16 protein-coding genes are annotated in these 17,140 nt (G+C 31.9%); 5 read left to right on the forward strand and 11 right to left on the reverse strand.

The features are described from left to right. Positions 1 to 2 precede the first annotated feature (2 nt). The gene (gene rny / locus JM80_RS10380) at positions 3 to 1,574 is read left to right on the forward strand and encodes a ribonuclease Y (protein WP_013619603.1); all 1,572 of its coding nucleotides are present in this window, start codon (positions 3 to 5) and stop codon (positions 1,572 to 1,574) included. A gap of 74 nt (positions 1,575 to 1,648) precedes the next feature. Here rny and JM80_RS10385 read toward each other — a convergent pair whose 3' ends face one another. The 11 genes from JM80_RS10385 to JM80_RS10435 all read right to left on the reverse strand — a co-directional run bounded on the left by JM80_RS10385 (position 1,649) and on the right by JM80_RS10435 (position 13,861). Then, positions 1,649 to 1,882, reverse strand: a complete 234-nt coding sequence (locus tag JM80_RS10385; protein WP_013619602.1) for a DUF6095 family protein — start codon at positions 1,880 to 1,882, stop codon at positions 1,649 to 1,651. A 15-nt stretch (positions 1,883 to 1,897) separates the two neighbouring features. Beyond that, positions 1,898 to 2,710 carry a DUF4249 family protein gene (locus tag JM80_RS10390; protein ID WP_144709992.1) on the reverse strand — a complete coding sequence of 271 codons (813 nt, stop codon included), beginning with the start codon at positions 2,708 to 2,710 and terminating at the stop codon, positions 1,898 to 1,900. A 5-nt stretch (positions 2,711 to 2,715) separates the two neighbouring features. Then, the gene (locus tag JM80_RS10395) at positions 2,716 to 5,088 is read right to left on the reverse strand and encodes a TonB-dependent receptor (protein ID WP_144709994.1); all 2,373 of its coding nucleotides are present in this window, start codon (positions 5,086 to 5,088) and stop codon (positions 2,716 to 2,718) included. A gap of 125 nt (positions 5,089 to 5,213) precedes the next feature. After that, complete coding sequence (locus JM80_RS10400; RefSeq protein WP_144709995.1) at positions 5,214 to 7,424, reverse strand: NADP-dependent isocitrate dehydrogenase; 2,211 nt, start codon at positions 7,422 to 7,424, stop codon at positions 5,214 to 5,216. A 652-nt stretch (positions 7,425 to 8,076) separates the two neighbouring features. Then, complete coding sequence (gene rplS / locus JM80_RS10405; protein ID WP_013619598.1) at positions 8,077 to 8,427, reverse strand: 50S ribosomal protein L19; 351 nt, start codon at positions 8,425 to 8,427, stop codon at positions 8,077 to 8,079. 140 nt (positions 8,428 to 8,567) lie between these two features. Beyond that, positions 8,568 to 8,888, reverse strand: a complete 321-nt coding sequence (locus tag JM80_RS10410) for a hypothetical protein (protein ID WP_013619597.1) — start codon at positions 8,886 to 8,888, stop codon at positions 8,568 to 8,570. Further along, complete coding sequence (gene trmD, locus JM80_RS10415) at positions 8,881 to 9,561, reverse strand: tRNA (guanosine(37)-N1)-methyltransferase TrmD (RefSeq protein ID WP_013619596.1); 681 nt, start codon at positions 9,559 to 9,561, stop codon at positions 8,881 to 8,883. The genes JM80_RS10410 and trmD overlap by 8 nt, the downstream gene beginning before the upstream one ends. A gap of 38 nt (positions 9,562 to 9,599) precedes the next feature. Then, positions 9,600 to 10,043 carry a GNAT family N-acetyltransferase gene (locus tag JM80_RS10420; RefSeq protein ID WP_038507122.1) on the reverse strand — a complete coding sequence of 148 codons (444 nt, stop codon included), beginning with the start codon at positions 10,041 to 10,043 and terminating at the stop codon, positions 9,600 to 9,602. Between the two features lie 46 nt (positions 10,044 to 10,089). Beyond that, the gene (locus tag JM80_RS10425) at positions 10,090 to 10,716 is read right to left on the reverse strand and encodes a hypothetical protein (RefSeq protein WP_038507119.1); all 627 of its coding nucleotides are present in this window, start codon (positions 10,714 to 10,716) and stop codon (positions 10,090 to 10,092) included. A 157-nt stretch (positions 10,717 to 10,873) separates the two neighbouring features. Beyond that, complete coding sequence (locus JM80_RS10430) at positions 10,874 to 12,322, reverse strand: glyceraldehyde-3-phosphate dehydrogenase (protein WP_038507115.1); 1,449 nt, start codon at positions 12,320 to 12,322, stop codon at positions 10,874 to 10,876. 138 nt (positions 12,323 to 12,460) lie between these two features. Then, positions 12,461 to 13,861 (reverse strand): S1C family serine protease, encoded by a 1,401-nt coding sequence (locus JM80_RS10435; protein WP_034645224.1) that lies wholly within the window; start codon positions 13,859 to 13,861, stop codon positions 12,461 to 12,463. A 118-nt stretch (positions 13,862 to 13,979) separates the two neighbouring features. On the opposite strand from JM80_RS10435, the gene dapF reads away from it, so the two are divergent. The 4 genes from dapF to JM80_RS10455 all read left to right on the forward strand — a co-directional run bounded on the left by dapF (position 13,980) and on the right by JM80_RS10455 (position 17,133). After that, entirely contained in the window at positions 13,980 to 14,753 is a 774-nt protein-coding gene (dapF, locus tag JM80_RS10440) for a diaminopimelate epimerase (RefSeq protein ID WP_144709996.1), read from the forward strand. After that, positions 14,747 to 15,271: a GNAT family N-acetyltransferase gene (locus JM80_RS10445; protein ID WP_144709997.1), complete on the forward strand. Its 525-nt coding sequence runs from the start codon at positions 14,747 to 14,749 to the stop codon at positions 15,269 to 15,271. Before dapF ends, JM80_RS10445 begins: the two co-directional genes overlap by 7 nt. Next, the gene (mltG, locus tag JM80_RS10450; RefSeq protein ID WP_034645227.1) at positions 15,271 to 16,314 is read left to right on the forward strand and encodes an endolytic transglycosylase MltG; all 1,044 of its coding nucleotides are present in this window, start codon (positions 15,271 to 15,273) and stop codon (positions 16,312 to 16,314) included. The genes JM80_RS10445 and mltG overlap by 1 nt, the downstream gene beginning before the upstream one ends. A gap of 162 nt (positions 16,315 to 16,476) precedes the next feature. Then, positions 16,477 to 17,133 (forward strand): hypothetical protein, encoded by a 657-nt coding sequence (locus tag JM80_RS10455; RefSeq protein WP_013619588.1) that lies wholly within the window; start codon positions 16,477 to 16,479, stop codon positions 17,131 to 17,133. The last annotated feature ends 7 nt before the right edge of the window (positions 17,134 to 17,140 follow it).

The following is a 17,140-nucleotide window of genomic DNA, read 5'->3' on the forward strand; positions in this document are numbered from 1 at the left end:
CCATGGAGAATATTACATTTATAATTATAGGAACTATAGTAGGTTTGGCAATTGGTTTTATAATAGCCAAGTTTTTAGAGAAAGGCAAAGCCTCTAAAACAATTGCTAGTGCTAAGTTAGAAGCAGAATCAATACTAAGAAATGCTAAAACCGAAGGTGAAGGCATTAAAAAAGATAAAATACTACAGGCAAAAGAAAAGTTTTTAGAACTTAAAGCAGAACATGAAAAAGTTATTATTGCTAAGGATAAAAAAATGTCTGAAGCAGAAAAACGAACTAGAGATAAAGAATCTCAGGTTAGTAATGAGCTTGCAAAAAGTAAAAAGTTAAATGACCAACTACAGTCTAAGCTACAGTCTGTAGATCATAAGAACGAATATTTAGAGAAAAAACGATCTGAGTTAGATAAGTTGCACAAAAACCAGGTACAGCAGTTAGAGGTAATTTCTGGCTTGTCTGCTGATGAGGCTAAAGAGCAATTGGTAAATTCTTTAAAAGAAACAGCTAAGTCAGATGCTATGGCGTTTATGCAAACAGCTATGGAAGAGGCTAAACTTACTGCAGAACAAGATGCCAAGAAAATTATAATTAATACTATACAGCGTATAGGAACAGAGGAAGCAGTAGAAAACTGTGTATCTGTTTTTAACCTAGAGTCAGATGATGTTAAAGGGCGTATTATTGGTAGAGAAGGTAGAAACATTAGAGCTTTAGAGGCTGCAACTGGGGTAGAGATTATTGTAGATGATACTCCTGAAGCTATTATACTTTCTTGTTTTGATTCTGTACGTAGAGAGGTAGCACGTTTGTCTTTACATAAATTGGTGACAGATGGCCGTATACACCCTGCACGTATTGAAGAAGTGGTACGTAAAACAGAAAAACAAATTGAGCAAGAAATTGTAGAAGTTGGTAAGCGTACAATTATAGACTTGGGTATTCACGGTTTGCACCCAGAGTTAATTAGAGCAATTGGGCGTATGAAATACCGTTCTTCTTATGGGCAAAACTTATTGCAACACTCAAGAGAAGTTGCTAAACTATGTGGTGTAATGGCAGCAGAGTTAGGTTTAAACCCTAAAACAGCTAAAAGGGCAGGTTTACTACATGATATTGGTAAAGTGCCAAACACAGAAGTAGAGGTAGAAACACCACACGCTATTTTAGGTATGCAATGGGCAGAAAAGTACGGAGAAAAGGCAGATGTTTGTAATGCTATTGGTGCCCACCATGATGAAATTGAAATGAAAACTCTAATAGCGCCAATTGTACAAGTTTGTGATGCTATTAGTGGTGCAAGACCAGGGGCAAGAAGACAAGTTTTAGATTCTTATATACAACGATTAAAAGATTTAGAAGAAGTTGCTTTTGGATTTGTAGGAGTACAAAAAGCATATGCAATACAAGCTGGTAGAGAGTTGCGTGTTATTGTAGAGAGCGAAAAAGTAAATGATGACAAGGCGGCAGAATTGTCATTTGAAATTTCTCAAAAAATACAAACTGATATGACGTATCCAGGTCAAGTTAAAGTTACTGTAATACGTGAAACAAGAGCAGTTAACGTAGCTAAATAGTAATTTATAGTTTTAGACATTAAAAAAAGCCTCCAATTGGAGGCTTTTTTTAATATCTAAATGTAACAAGTAAGTTACTTTTTTCTCTTTCCAAAAATTGCTGTCATCATTAAGCGTAAACTGTAATAGAAAAGCCCTAACGCAGCTAAAGACAAAATAAAACCAAGTATAAGTACAGGTAAATATAAAGGGTGATTTTCGTTTTTAAAGGCCTCGTATATAGCTCCAGGGCCAGAAAACATAAGTAATACTGTTAGCCCAAAAAACTTAATGCTTTTGTAAAAAGAGTCAGACTGTGTTGTGGGCATATTTTAAAGTATTTTTTAATTTATAGTAATTTTGTACTCGTATGTTTCAGATAAATTAAAATATCCTAAAGCATAATCATCTTCATTTGTGGTGTTAATTATGTTGCCTCTAATAGTAGCAGGTGTTGTTTGAAAAGGTCCTCCAGAGCTTTCTCCACTTTGTGCTAAAATTAAATCCATATAATTATAAAATTGTTCATCTACACCATTTAACTTTATAACAACTTCCTTGCCAGAAGATAAATCGTCGTAAAAATAAGAGAACTTAAATGTTTCTCCTTGAAAAAACTCATCTGACGTGGTTAAAAATTCACCAAAATCCAAATCAAACAGATAAAAATCATCTCTATTGGCATTATCTGTAAAGGAAACAATTAGTTCTGTATCATCTTCATCAAAAAGTGTAGCATCTCCTTGTTCTACATTATCAATTGCTACACTAGGTATTAAAGTAGTTTCTGCAATGTATGTATTGTTGTTATACACTACATTTAATAGGTATGTTTTATTAAACTCTGGTGTAAAATTATTTGATGAAGCTTGGTAGTAGCCAGCATTTCCATTAGATGAGAATGGATAAACTGTTCCGGAGCTTAAATCTACAATAAAAACATCTGCTGTGGTTACTGGGTTATCTTCAGTATCAAAATAGTTTGTTGTTAAAGATAATTTCACAAAACCATCTGTTCTTACAGGAGACTCTGTTGTATATACATTAAAACTAGCATCTATAACTAATTTTGGTTCGGTACTAGGAACGTCTATATCTACAACATCTTCGCACCCAAAAAATAATAGTAGTGGTATAATGTATACTAACTTTTTCATTATTATTAAAATTTAAAATTATAAGTTACAGATGGTACTATACCAAAAATAGAGGTACGTAGTGCTTCATTGTTTCCGGTATCTTCATTTCTAGAAAAATTAATAGAAGCTGCATTTTTACGATTGTAAACGTTGTATATGCCAAAAACCCATTGAGCTTGCAATTTTCTGTTTTTATTTTTTTTAGGAGTTAATGTGGCAGATATATCTAACCTATTGTAGCTTGGTAAGCGTTGGTTGTTACGGTCTCCATAAATAGGAATGCTTAGGTCTTTGTACTCAAATTGACCAATTGGGTAGTTTGTTGGTTGCCCAGATTGGTATATTAAATTACTATTAAAGCTCCATTTGTCATTTAAGTTATAGCTAGCGTTAATAGATAAATCGTGAGTCTTATCAAAAGACGTGGTGTACCATTTACCATTGTTAATTCCTGTTTCGTTAGTGCTTCTTGGAGGAGTTTGTTGTTCGGACTTAGATAAAGTGTAAGATAGCCAACCGTTTAATTTTCCGTTGTTTTTCTTAAGCATAAGTTCTAAACCGTAAGATCTCATTTTACCATTCAAAATTACCTGTTCTATTGCATCATTAGCAATTAGGTTAGCACCATCTATATAGTCTATTCTGTTTTTAACATCTTTGTAATAAGCTTCTGTCTCTAAGGAGTAACTGTCATTATTAAAGTTTTTAAAATAGCCTATTGCATATTGATCTAATATTTGTGGTTTAATATATTTTCCGCTGGGAGACCAAACATCTAAAGGAGTAGGGGAACTAGTGTTAGATAATAAATGCAGGTACTGAGCCATATGGTTGTAACTAGCTTTTATAGAGTTGTTATTGTTTAGTGCGTAAGACAATGCTACTCTTGGCTCTAAGTTGTTAAATGTGGTTATTTGTGCAGATCTTTTAAAACGTTCTATTCCTATAGGTTCTGCACTTTCGTATATCTGAAAATCGGTATTAAAATTAACTGCTTGGTTGTTTTCATATATAAAAAGCTCATCTTGTCCTAGCCTGGTGAAATGGCTCCAGCGTACTCCGTACTGTAATGTAAGGTTGCTGCTAACTTTGTGTTCGGCATCTATATAGGCAGCAAATTCGTTAGCGTATTTGTCAGTTAATTTGTTTGGTAAAATACCAGAATCGCTTCGGTTTGGCTTTATTTCTCCAGGATTAAATCTGTAATATGTGTTGTTTAGTCCGTAATTTAATTTAAGGTTGTTGGAGATGTAATTTTTAAAATCGTACTTAAGATTAAAGTTTTGTATTCCAGAGTTCCATTTAAAACCAACAAAATCTAATTCTAATCCGTAAAAATAGTCAGAGTAAATTAATGATAAATTGCTAAACAATTTATCAGAGAATAAGTGATTCCACCTTAAATTAATAACAGAGTTACCATATGTGTTTTCAAAACTATTGGCAATGCTAAAAACATCTCTACCAAAATAGCCAGATAAGTATAGGTTATTGTTTTTATTTATTTTGTAATTAAGTTTAGTATTTAAATCATAAAAATATGCCTTATTGTCATTATCTAATAAGGGTAAAAACAGATGAGCATAAGAGCTACGACCACCGATTAAAAAAGCGCCTTTGTCTTTTTTTAAAGGCCCTTCAAGCAATAATCTACTAGAAACAATGCCAATACCACCATTAGCTTTAAATTCTTTACTGTTTCCTTCTTTTTGGTAAATATCTAGTACAGATGAAATTCTGCCTCCGTATTTTGCAGGTATACCACCTTTGTATAGTTTTAAATCTTTTATGGCATCAGGATTAAAAACTGAAAAGAAACCAAATAAATGTGAAGAGTTGTAAATGGTAGCTTCATCTAGTAAAATTAAATTTTGATCTACAGAGCCACCACGCACATTAAATCCGGATGCACCTTCACCACCACTAGTAACTCCAGGAAGTAGTAAAATTGACTTTAGAACATCAGCCTCGCCTAATATTGCTGGTATTTTTTTTATACTGCTAGATGATAAAGAGTTTACACTCATTTGTGGTTTTCGAATGCTAATTTTCTCAATGTCCTCAGTAAGTACAATTTCGTTTAACTCCTCAATAGCTTCATTAAGCTGAAGGTTTAATGTGGTGTCTTTATTTAAATTTATTTCTTTTTTAATGTCATTAAAACCAATATAACTTACAATTATTGTGTAATTTCCTTTAGGCAGTGTTAATGAGTAAAACCCGTATTCATTGGTAATTACTCCTGTTTGTAGTTCTGGTACTGCTATAGAAACACCTATTAGTGTTTCGTTACTAGACGCTTCTGTGATGGTGCCAAATAATGTATATTTTTCCTGCGCCTTACTTGTTGTAAAAAAGAACAAAAGGATAAAAAGGCAGACAATTGGTCTGTGCATAGTTGGTATGGGTTTTTGTAAAAATAACCACTTTTAAAGCTAGATTATAATAGTTAACATTTATTTAAAATAAAAAAGCCTTTTCAAAAAATAATGAAAAGGCTTTAAGTATAAATGTTTAAGCATTAAATACTACTAATAATAGTATTTAAAGTGTTGCTAGGTCTCATAGCTTTAGCTAAAACCTCTTGGTTAGGTAAGTAGTAGCCCTCTATGTTTACACTAGAACCTTGAGCGTTAATTAACTCTTCGTTTATTTTGCTTTCATTATCTTTTAATGAAGCATAAACATCTTTAAATTTAGCTTGTAAAGCAGGACTCTTGGTTTGGTTAGCTAATGCTTCTGCCCAATATAATGTTAGGTAAAAGTGAGAACCTCTGTTGTCTATTTCGTTTACTTTTCTAGACGGAGATTTATCGTTTAATAAAAATTTCTCTGTAGCATCACCTAAAGCTTCAGCTAAAACAAGTGTATCAGTATTTCCAGATTTTTCTGCCTCGTGCTCTAAAGAAACCTCTAAAGCTAAAAATTCACCTAAAGAATCCCAACGTAAGTGTCCTTCTTCAGTAAATTGTTCAACGTGTTTAGGAGCAGATCCACCTGCACCAGTTTCAAACAAACCACCACCATTCATTAAAGGAACAATAGATAGCATTTTTGCGCTTGTACCAACTTCTAAAATTGGGAACAAATCTGTTAAGTAATCTCTAAGTACATTACCAGAAACAGAAATAGTGTCTTTACCATCTTTAATTCTAGCAAGTGTGTATTCTGTAGCTTTTAAAGGTGATAGAATTAAAATTTCTAAACCAGACGTATCATGGTTAGGTAAATATGTGTTAACTTTTTTAATTAACTCTGCATCATGAGCTCTTTCTTCATTTAACCAAAAAACAGCAGGTGTGTTAGTAGCTCTTGCTCTAGAAACGGCTAACTTAACCCAGTCTTGTATAGGAGCATCTTTTACTTGGCACATTCTCCAGATATCACCAGCTTCTACGTTGTGCTCTATAAGTACAGTACCGGTAGCATCTATAACTTGTACTTTTCCGTTGTTTGCAATTTCAAAAGTTTTGTCGTGAGATCCGTATTCTTCAGCTTTTTGAGCCATTAAACCAACGTTAGGTACTGTACCCATTGTTGTAGGGTCAAAAGCACCGTGTTTTTTACAGAAATCTATAGTTGCAGAGTAAATTTCTGCATAACTACTATCTGGTATAACAGCCAAAGTATCTTGTGCTTTACCTTCTGCATTCCACATTTGTCCGGAGTTACGTATCATTGCTGGCATAGAAGCATCAATAATAACGTCACTAGGCACGTGTAAATTTGTTATTCCTTTGTCAGAATTAACCATTGCTAAATCTGGACCATTCTCTATAGTCTTTTCAATTTCAGCTTTAATTTCTGCGCCATTAGATATTTTATCTAATTTATTTAATAAGCTTTCTAAACCGTTGTTTGCGCTTATTCCGTTTTCTTCAAAAACTTTACCGTACTTTTTAAATACATCAGCAAAGAAAACTTCTACAGCGTGACCAAAAATAATTGGGTCGGAAACCTTCATCATAGTTGCTTTCATATGTAAAGAAAACAATATGCCAGCATCTTTAGCTTCTTTCATTTGCTTTTGTAAAAACGCTAAAAGAGCTTTGTTACTCATTACAGTAGCATCTATAATTTCGCCATCTAGTAATGAAATTTTATCTTTTAAAACCTCTTTAGAGCCGTCTTCTTTTACTAAAACAACACTAACATCTGTTGCTTTGTCTAAGGTGATAGACTTTTCGTTATCTTTAAAATCTCCAGAAGACATAGTAGCTACTTGAGATTTAGAATCTGGGCTCCAAGCACCCATAGAGTGTGGATTTGCTTTTGCGTAGTTTTTAACAGCTTTTGGAGCTCTACGGTCAGAGTTACCCTCGCGTAATACAGGGTTTACTGCACTACCTTTAATTTTATCATAACGTCTTTTAATTTCTTGCTCTTTTGCATCTTTAGGATCGTCTGGGTAGCTAGGTATAGCATACCCTTTTTCTTGTAGTTCTGCAATGGCTTCTTTAAGTTGTGGTATAGAAGCACTAATATTAGGAAGTTTAATAATGTTAGCCTCAGGACTTTTTGCCAATTCTCCTAATTGTGTTAAAGCATCTTCAAACTGTTGCTCTTTTGATAGGTAATCTGGAAAAACAGCTAATATACGAGCTGCTAAAGAGATGTCTTTTGTTTCCATTTCTATACCTGTAGTTTTAGTAAAAGCTTGTACAATTGGTAAGAAAGATTGAGTTGCTAAAGCAGGAGCTTCATCAGTTTTTGTATATATTATTTTTGGCATATTATATTGATTTATTTTAAGCGAAACAAATATACAATTTTCAGTTATCTTATAGAATGAGATATTTTTAAAAAACTATTAAAAATTGTGATTATTATGCAATAAATCAATGAAAAACAAAAGCCATATCATTGTATTGTATACATTGATATGGCTTTTAGAAACAATTCTTAACTTTTGTTTGTTTTATACCTTCTATAAAACGGCAACCATTGATTGCAGTTAACTTTTGTTTCTACGTTTAAAACATAACAATACTTAATTTTAATTAAGTCAATCTATTATGTTTTTTCTTGTTGCTATTTTTAAGTTTAATTAAACATATAATTTAATAAATTAAAAATCTATAATCAAGTTTTATCAACCCATTATAGGTCTTCAATGTAAGGTTAATTTAAGATGTGCACTTAATTAACTTTATAAAGAGATCTTGCAACAATATAAAGAACGCAACTTTATAGTTATGTACTATACACTTACCTAATAATGATATTAATAGTAAATAACACTTAAATTTAATAAATATAAATTAATTAAGCAATAACTTTAACATATTATGGTTATTTTGCTTACTAAATAAAAATGACGTATATCTTTTAACAAAAAAAGTCTACCGTTAGGTAGACTTTTTAGTATTGTATAAGAAGTGGTATTATTTACGAACTTCTTTAATTCTTGCTTTTTTACCAGTAAGACCTCTAAAGTAGAAGATACGAGCTCTACGTACTTTACCTTTCTTATTGATTTCAATTTTTTGTAATGCAGGTAAATTAACAGGGAAAATACGCTCAACACCAACAGTACCAGACATTTTGCGTATTGTAAAAGTTTCTGTAGCACCGCTACCTCTTCTTTGGATAACTACACCTCTAAAGAACTGAGTACGAGTTTTTTCACCTTCCTTAATTTCGTAGTATACAGTAATTGTATCACCAGCAGAGAATTTTGGAAAATCTTTTTTTGGAACAAATTCGTCTTCAACAAATTTAATTAATGCTTCCATCTTGTTTCTTTTTTATATAAGTTTATTAAAATCAACAGTTCACGTTTTTCGCCAGAGGTTAATTTTAAATCGAGTGCAAAAATACATTATTAATTACATATAGCAAGTTTTGAACTGTATTTTTTGCTGTAAAATGGTTATTATGAATCTTTTTTTAATTTACTAACGGCTAAAATAAAGCCTGTCACAAAAATAATAGAGAAGAAACAACTTAATATATTGACACTGTAGTTGGCTAACATTAGTTGTTCTGGTTCTAAATTAAGAGAGCTTGTTAATGCAGCTATTAATGGGTATGCTATTGAGCATAAAAAACTAACAACGCTGCCAATTATCATAAAAACACCTGCTATGCCTTTTTTTTTGGTAGTGTAAATTATGGCGCCAATTGTTGTGGCAATAGCTATTAAGGCGTAAATTATAGAGGTTATTCCGTATAATATTTCAAAATTATCAATCATTATCTAGTAAATCTGGTCTTAGTTGTTTGGTTCTTTCGTAGGCTTGGTCTTCTCTCCATTTTTCAATTTTAGGAAAGTTGCCATTCAGTAATATTTCAGGAACTTTTAATCCTTTGTATTCTGCAGGTCTAGTGTATACAGGCGGAGCTAACAAATTATCCTGAAAGGTGTCTGTTAAAGCAGATGTTTCGTTATTTAAAACACCCGGAATTAACCTTATAATAGTGTCACATAAAACAGCAGCACCAAGTTCTCCTCCAGACAAAACATAATCTCCAATAGATATTTCTTTTGTAATTAAGGTATCTCTTACTCTTTGGTCTACGCCTTTATAATGTCCGCAAAGAATAATTATATTTTTTGATAATGATAAGGTATTAGCCATTTTTTGGTTTAAAGTACTACCATCTGGTGTCATATATATAACATCATCATAAGTACGTTCTCCCTTTAGTTTGCTAATGCATTTGTCTATAGGTTCTATCATCATAACCATACCTGCGCCACCACCAAATTGATAATCATCTATTTGGTTGTAACTTTTATCTGTATAGTCTCTTAAGTTGTGAAAATGAACTTCTACTAGCCCTTTTTCTATAGATCTTTTTAGAATTGAAGCTTCAAAAGGACTCTTTAATAATTCTGGTAAAACCGTAATAATATCTATTCTCATACTAAAATATTGGTGGCAAATATACAATTTAGATTTTGCTATTTAGCAGTCCAAAAATAATGAAAAGACGCTGTATCTTTTTCCCAGTTTAGTTTTTCGTATAATTTTTGAGCTGGGTTGTTGGTTGCGGTTTCTAAAGCTAGCCCTTTGTGTTTATTATCTTTGCAAAATTGTTGAGCTTTTTTTAGTAATTCAGTTCCTATGTTGTTACCTCTGTATTGGGTATCTACGTATAGGTCATTTAAAATAAATAGTGGTTGTAATGCTACGGAAGAGTAGGAGGTGTACAATTGTGTAAAACCAACTGCTATGTTATTTTTAAAAGCAATAAATATGTGAGATTGATTTTTACTTAATCTTTCTATCAAAAAATTTTCAGCGGCTTTTAAGTTAGGCTCTTGCTTGTAAAAAATTCTGTAGTTGTTAAGTAAAGGAGCAACTATGCTACTATCTTTTTCTGTTGCTTTTTTTATTGTTACCATAATTGTGAAAAATAAAAAAGCTCCTTAAAAAAGGAGCTTTGTGTTTTTATTTCTTGTGTTTGTTTAGCTCATCCATAAGCTGTCTGCTTATTTTCTGTTCTCGTTCTAAAGCTCTTCTTCTGTGGTCTTCAAACTCAGTCTCTAACTCTGCTAAGTTTGTTTTGGCTTCTTGGGTTAGTACATTACTTTTTCTAAACCTGTATATAAATAATAGTAATAACGTAAGTAACCCACCAATAATAGACCATAATATAAGGTTGTAAGTAACTTTAGATACTTGCATACCTAAAAAAAACATACTGTCTTTTTCTTCTGTAATTGCAGCAAGGTTTTTTGTAGTAGCGTCTAGTTTTTGGTTTAAGTCGCTAATAGTTGTTTCATTCTCTTTAATAGTGCTTTTTAAAGATATCTCGGTTTTGTTATAAGCAGATAAAGAATCTAAAACATTCTTTTTAAGTTTATTTAAACTTGTAACTTTTACAACCTCATATCTAACACCAACTGCTCTGTAATTACCAGATTTTTTTGCAACGTATTCAAATTGTGATTCAATTGTGCCGTTCTCTAAAGATGAAGTGTTTTCTTCGTTTTCAGAGTCGTTATCTTCTTGAGCAAACTGTACGTTCCATACTAGTAAAGCAATAAATATTGGTAATAGCTTTAAGCCTTTCATATAATGTTGTGTTTAAAAATTTTATGAGACGGCTAAAGTAATTTAATATTTTTAGATAAGAAAAAAACTCCGCTGAAACTTGGAAAATAAAATAGAAAAATGTCTATAAAATGCTCCAATTTATGAGTTACAACGAAGTTTTCCAACACATAATCGATTAATAGTAGGTAAATCTCCTTACTTTAGAGATGTACTTAGCTAATCTTATTACTTGATGAGAGTATCCATATTCATTATCATACCAGATGTATAAAATAATGTTTTTACCATCTTTAGAAACTATGGTAGCGGGGCTATCATAAATTGATGGGGCAGAGGTGCCAACTATATCAGATGATACTAACTCATTATTTAAAGAGTATTTAATTTGCTCTACAAGGTCACCTTCTAAAGCGTATTTTTTAAGAATAGTATTGATACCTTCTTTAGATGTTTTATTATTAACATCTAAGTTTAATATAGCTAAAGAACCGTTTGGTACAGGTACTCTAATTGCATTAGAACTTAATTTGCCTTCTAAACTAGGTAGTGCTAAACATACAGCTTTACCAGCGCCAGTTTCTGTAATTACCATATTTAGTGCTGCTGCTCTACCACGACGGTATTTGCTATGCATATTGTCTACTAAATTCTGGTCGTTAGTATAAGCGTGTATAGTTTCTAAATGCCCTTTTTTAACGCCTAAAGAATCTTCAATAATTTTTAAAATAGGAGTAATTGCATTTGTTGTGCAAGATGCAGCAGAAAATATTTTAGTAGTATCTGGGTTGTGCTCTAAATGGTTTACACCGTGCACAATGTTAGGGATACCTTTACCTGGTGCCGTTAATAATACTCTAGATGCACCTTTAGATTGCAAATGTCTACTTAAAGCTTCTTTATCTCTAAAAGCACCCGTATTGTCTATAATTAAAGCGCTAATTATACCGTATTTAGTATAATCTATATCTTCTGGTTTTTGGGCAGAAATAATATGTACTGTAGTGCCATTAATAATTAAAGCACTGTTTTCTACATCTACATCAATAGTACCTGTAAAATGTCCGTGAACAGAATCGGTACGTAAAAGGCTAGCTCTTTTTTCTAAAACCTCTTGGTTAATTGTACCTCTGGTAACAATAGCTCTAAGTCTTAATTGGTTTCCTTTACCAGTTTTAGCCATAAGCTCTCTGGCAACTAACCTACCAATTCTACCAAAACCATAAAGAACAACATCTTTAGGTTTTATTGTTTTTGCGCCATTAGCATCTTTTAGTTTGTCTAAAACAAATGCTTTTACATTGCTGTAATTATTATCATCTGCGTGGTATTCATAAGTTAATTTACCTATATCTAATTTTGCAGGTGGTAATTTAATGTCGTTAATTGCTCTTAAGATTTCAACAGAATCAAAAATTGAAATTGGTTTTTGTACAAATTCACCTGCATACTCGTGTAGGTTAATAATGTCGCTAACATTTTTATCAATAATCTGATTTTTGAAAAGAACTACCTCAATAGACTTGTCATACCACAGGTTGCTCACAATTTTTATGAACTCTGTAGTTGCTTTTCTACGGTCTGCTTGAAAAGCTAATTCTTTCTCATACGATTTACTGGCACTCATTAAATATGATTTAAAATAAATTTAATTTTGGGCAAAAGTACTATATTTCAAACGTTTTCGTAAAGTGTTTTTGTAAAAAAAAATGCAGACTTCGTTAAGTCTGCATTTTTAACCGTTAAAAAGGATTGTGTTTATTGGCTATTGAAAGATAAGACGTTCTCTTTCTCCTTTTTCATTAACCATAGTTATGCTTGTGTAGCCGTATCTGCCAATAGAGCTAAAAAGGTTTTTAGCATCATATACATTTTTAATTTCTTTTTTTCCTACAGCAATTAATACTTTGCCTTCTAAATTATACATTCTGTACAACTCAGGAACTCCTATAATTTTAACTCCGTTTTTGGTTTTAAATTTTTTGCGGTCTTTATCATTAAGATTTTTAACTTCTAAACCAAGACCTTCTATAATTATGGTTTGTCTTTCTTTTAAAATTACAGGTTTTATAATTTCTTCATCGTCTCTATTAATAGCTATCTGTATAGTATCTCCTGGTCTTTTAGAAGATAAGTAACCATTTAAATCCGCTAATTTGTGTATTTCTACTTCGTCAGTTTTTTTAATAATGTCTCCGCTTTGTAAACCGGCTTCAAAAGCACCAGAATCTTCAGTTACGTCTTCAATGTACACACCATCAATTTCATTTAAACCATTTTCTACGGCATATCTAGAGTTTACTTTTGGTGTAGAAATGCCTAAAATTCCGTCTAAAACATTTCCGTATTCAATAATGTCATCAACAACTTTTTTAGCAATATTACTAGGTACTGCAAAAGAATACCCAACATAAGATCCTGTTCTAGAGGTAATAGCTGTGTTAACGCCAATTAAGTCTCCGTTAGTATTTACCAAAGCACCACCACTGTTTCCTGGGTTTACAGCAGCATCAGTCTGTATAAAAGATTGTGATTTATTGCTCATATCTAAATTACGAGCCTTAGCACTTATAATACCTGCTGTTACTGTAGATGTTAGGTTAAATGGGTTACCAACTGCTAAAACCCATTCGCCAACTTTAACACTGTTACTATCTCCAAATGCTAAATATGGCAATTTCTTTTTTGCATCAATTTTTAAAAGAGCAATATCTGTATTAGGGTCTGTACCAACCAACTCAGCAACATATGTTTTATTGTTGTTTAGTGTAACTTGTAGTTGTGTAGCGTTGTCTATAACATGGTTGTTTGTAACTATATACCCATCTTCAGATATTATAACACCAGATCCGGTACCAACTTGTGGTTTTGCAGAAACACTTTGTCCGTAAAAAAACTGTAGTACACGATTTTGTTCTTGGTCTATAGATACATTTTTAACGTGTACAACTGCATTAACCGTATTTTCTGCTGCAGAGGTAAAATCTACTTCATTAATACCAGCACCTCTAAAAGAAACAGGTGTGTTACTTGTTGTAAAAGTAGATGCATTAGAGTCTTCTGTTATAATGTGATAATTTTTCTCCTCCAAAAATAATTTATATGCTCCTAAAGTTATTGTGCCTGCAAGCACAGAAACGGCTAGTAAACTTGTTATTTTTTTCATAATCATTCAATATATTAACATTTTCAACTGTAAAATTATCAATTTTATATTTCAGAAAGTCTAATTTAACGTCTTTTTAACTGCTAAAAAAACCTTAACAAATTATATATTTGTGACTATGCAAATTACATTTTATAAATATCAAGGAACAGGGAACGATTTTGTTATGATAGATAACAGATCTTTAAGTTTTCCAAAGCAAGATACCAAGTTAATTAATACGTTATGTGACCGTAAATTTGGAGTGGGAGCAGACGGTTTAATTTTACTAGAGAATGATGAGGATTTAGACTTTAAAATGGTGTATTATAACGCAGATGGTAATGAAAGTACTATGTGCGGTAATGGAGGAAGGTGTCTTGTTGCCTTTGCTAATTTTTTAGGCGTGATAAAAGAAGAAACCACATTTAATGCTGTAGATGGGTTGCATAATGCTACTATTAAAGGTGATATTGTAAGTCTGCAAATGATTGATGTTGCTGAAGTAAAAGAAAAAGAAAATTACTCTTTTTTAGATACAGGTTCTCCGCACCATGTACAATTGGTAGATAACGTAAATGGTTTTGATGTTTTTACAGAAGGCAAAAAAATTAGATACGGCCTATATGGTGAAGCTGGTAGTAATGTAAATTTTGTAACTAAAAATGCTAAGGGTTACACCGTGCGTACTTATGAAAGGGGTGTAGAGGATGAGACTTTATCTTGCGGAACAGGTGTAACAGCAGTGGCGTTAGCTATGCATAAATCTGGTAATACAAATTTAACAACAATACCTATTAAAGTAATGGGTGGTAATTTAGAAATTAGTTTTACTGCTAAAGATGGGAGTTATAAAAATGTATACCTAACGGGTGAAGCTAAACAAGTTTTTAAAGGGGAAATAATATGTTAAGCTTAAAAGGAGAGCGTATATATTTGCGTGCAATAGAGCCTAATGATCTTGATTTTCTGTATCAATTAGAAAATGACACAAGTATTTGGGAAATTAGCGGTACAACTGCTCCTTATGCTAAGCATATTTTAGAATTGTATTTGCAAAATGCTTATAAAGATATTTATGAAGCAAAACAATTACGTCTTTGTATATGTGATTTTGATGATACTGTTTTAGGTTTGGTGGATTTGTTTGATTTTGATCCTGCTAATAAAAAGGTGGGTTTGGGTATTATAGTATCAGAAAAAAAGAAAAGAAATAAAGGAGTTGGAGCAGAAGCCTTAGAGTTAGTTTGTAATTATGTTTTTAAAACATTGCAGTTGCACCAAATTTATGCAAATGTCCTGGTAGATAATGAGCCAAGTAAACATTTATTTAAAAAAATGGGTTTTAATGCTGTTGGTGTAAAAAAAGATTGGATTTTTACCAAGGGTAAGTTTAAAGATGAAATATTATATCAAAAGATAAATAATTAATGTATATAAAAAGAATTTTAGTAGCAGTTTTACTAATAGGTTTAGTAGGTTGTAGTGTTTTTGCTTATATGGTGTACGGTGTTTTTTTTGTAAATAACACAAATTTTAATAATGATGCAGCTTACGTTTTTGTAAAATCTACAGATAAATTTAACGATGTTAAGCAGCAAGTTGCACCATTACTTAAAGATGTAGAAGATTTTGAAGCTGCTGCTAAACGTAAAGGCTACATATCTAATGTAAAAGCAGGTAAGTTTGAGATTAAAAAGGGGATGAATAATAATGAAATTATTAATTCGCTTCGTGGTCGTAATATACCAGTTAAGGTTTCTTTTAATAATCAAGAAACCTTAGAAGATTTAGCAGGAAGAGTAGCTACGCAAATAGAGGCAGATAGCTTGTCTTTAATACAGGCCTTTAATGAACCTCAGTTTTTAAAAGAGAATAATTTTACTCATGCTAATAAATTAGCAATGTATATTCCTAATAGTTATGAGTTTTATTGGAATAGCTCTGCAGAAACATTTAGGTCAAAAATGCTTACAGAATATAAGCGCTTTTGGAATGAAGACAGAAAAGCTAAGGCAAAATCTTTAGGGTTAACAGAAAATGAAGTTGTTGCACTAGCATCTATAGTGCATAAAGAAACCGCTAAAGTAGATGAAAGACCAAGAGTTGCTGGTGTTTATTTAAATAGATTACGTAAAGGGATGCTATTACAAGCAGACCCAACTGTTATATATGCGTTAAAATTACATCAAAATAATTTTAAGCAAATAATAAAAAGAGTACTTTATAAAGACTTAAAGTTAGATTCTCCATACAACACATATATGTATGCTGGTTTGCCTCCAGGGCCAATTGCAATGCCAGATATTTCTGCTGTAAATGCTGTTTTAAATTCGGAAAAACATGACTACTATTACTTTGTTGCTAACGTAGAAAACTTTGGTTATCACAAGTTTGCGAAAACATTATCGCAACATAACCGAAATAAAGAGCAATATATCCGATGGATAAACAAGCAAAACATTAACAGATAAACACTTAATCCGTTAATTGGTGTCGAATATCCTAAAAATCTCATCTTTTATGCTTTTTTAACATTTTAAGAACAATATGAGGAGTAAATTTGCACCCGAGAAATTTAAGCTGACTTAATATTAATTTAATATTAGACCGTAAGTCTTAAGAAATGAAACTATATGAGAAAGTGGATTAGTAAGTTAATCCCCCTAATCATGATTTTTATTTTAACGAGTTTTAGTTACAATATTATTGCACCCAAAATAGGTACAGTAGCATTGCCAAAAACACTTAAAATAAGTAAACCTACAGAGGTTTTGTATCCCAAATACAAAACAGCTATTGAAAATGATGATGAAATGTTGAGTGTAAATCCGCCTTTTTTAGGAGATTCATACAACGCATTTAAAGAAGCTCTTGCATTTAAGGAGTCTCAGGGAGATTATTTTGTGACAAACACATTAGGGTACGTAGGAAAGTATCAGTTTGGAGCAGAAACACTGCAGTTATTAGGAGTTACAAATGTAACAGCCTTTTTAAGCAATCCTATTTTACAAGAAAAGGTATTTTATACCAATTTAAGTAGAAATAAATGGATTTTGCGTAGAGATATTAAACGATTTGCAGGTCGTAAAATAGCCGGATTGGAAATAACAGAATCTGGAATCTTGGCAGCAGCACATTTAGCAGGACCAGGAAATGTAAAAAAGTTTTTACGTTCTAGAGGTACGCACACAGTGCAAGATGCATATGGATCTAGTATTGTTTATTACATGAAAATTTTTGCAGGTTATGATGTATCTGCAGTAAAGGCTGTAAGAAACCCAAGAATTTAAAAATACT

It is taken from the genome of Cellulophaga sp. RHA_52 (assembly GCF_007827205.1).
Classification (GTDB): domain Bacteria; phylum Bacteroidota; class Bacteroidia; order Flavobacteriales; family Flavobacteriaceae; genus Cellulophaga; species Cellulophaga lytica.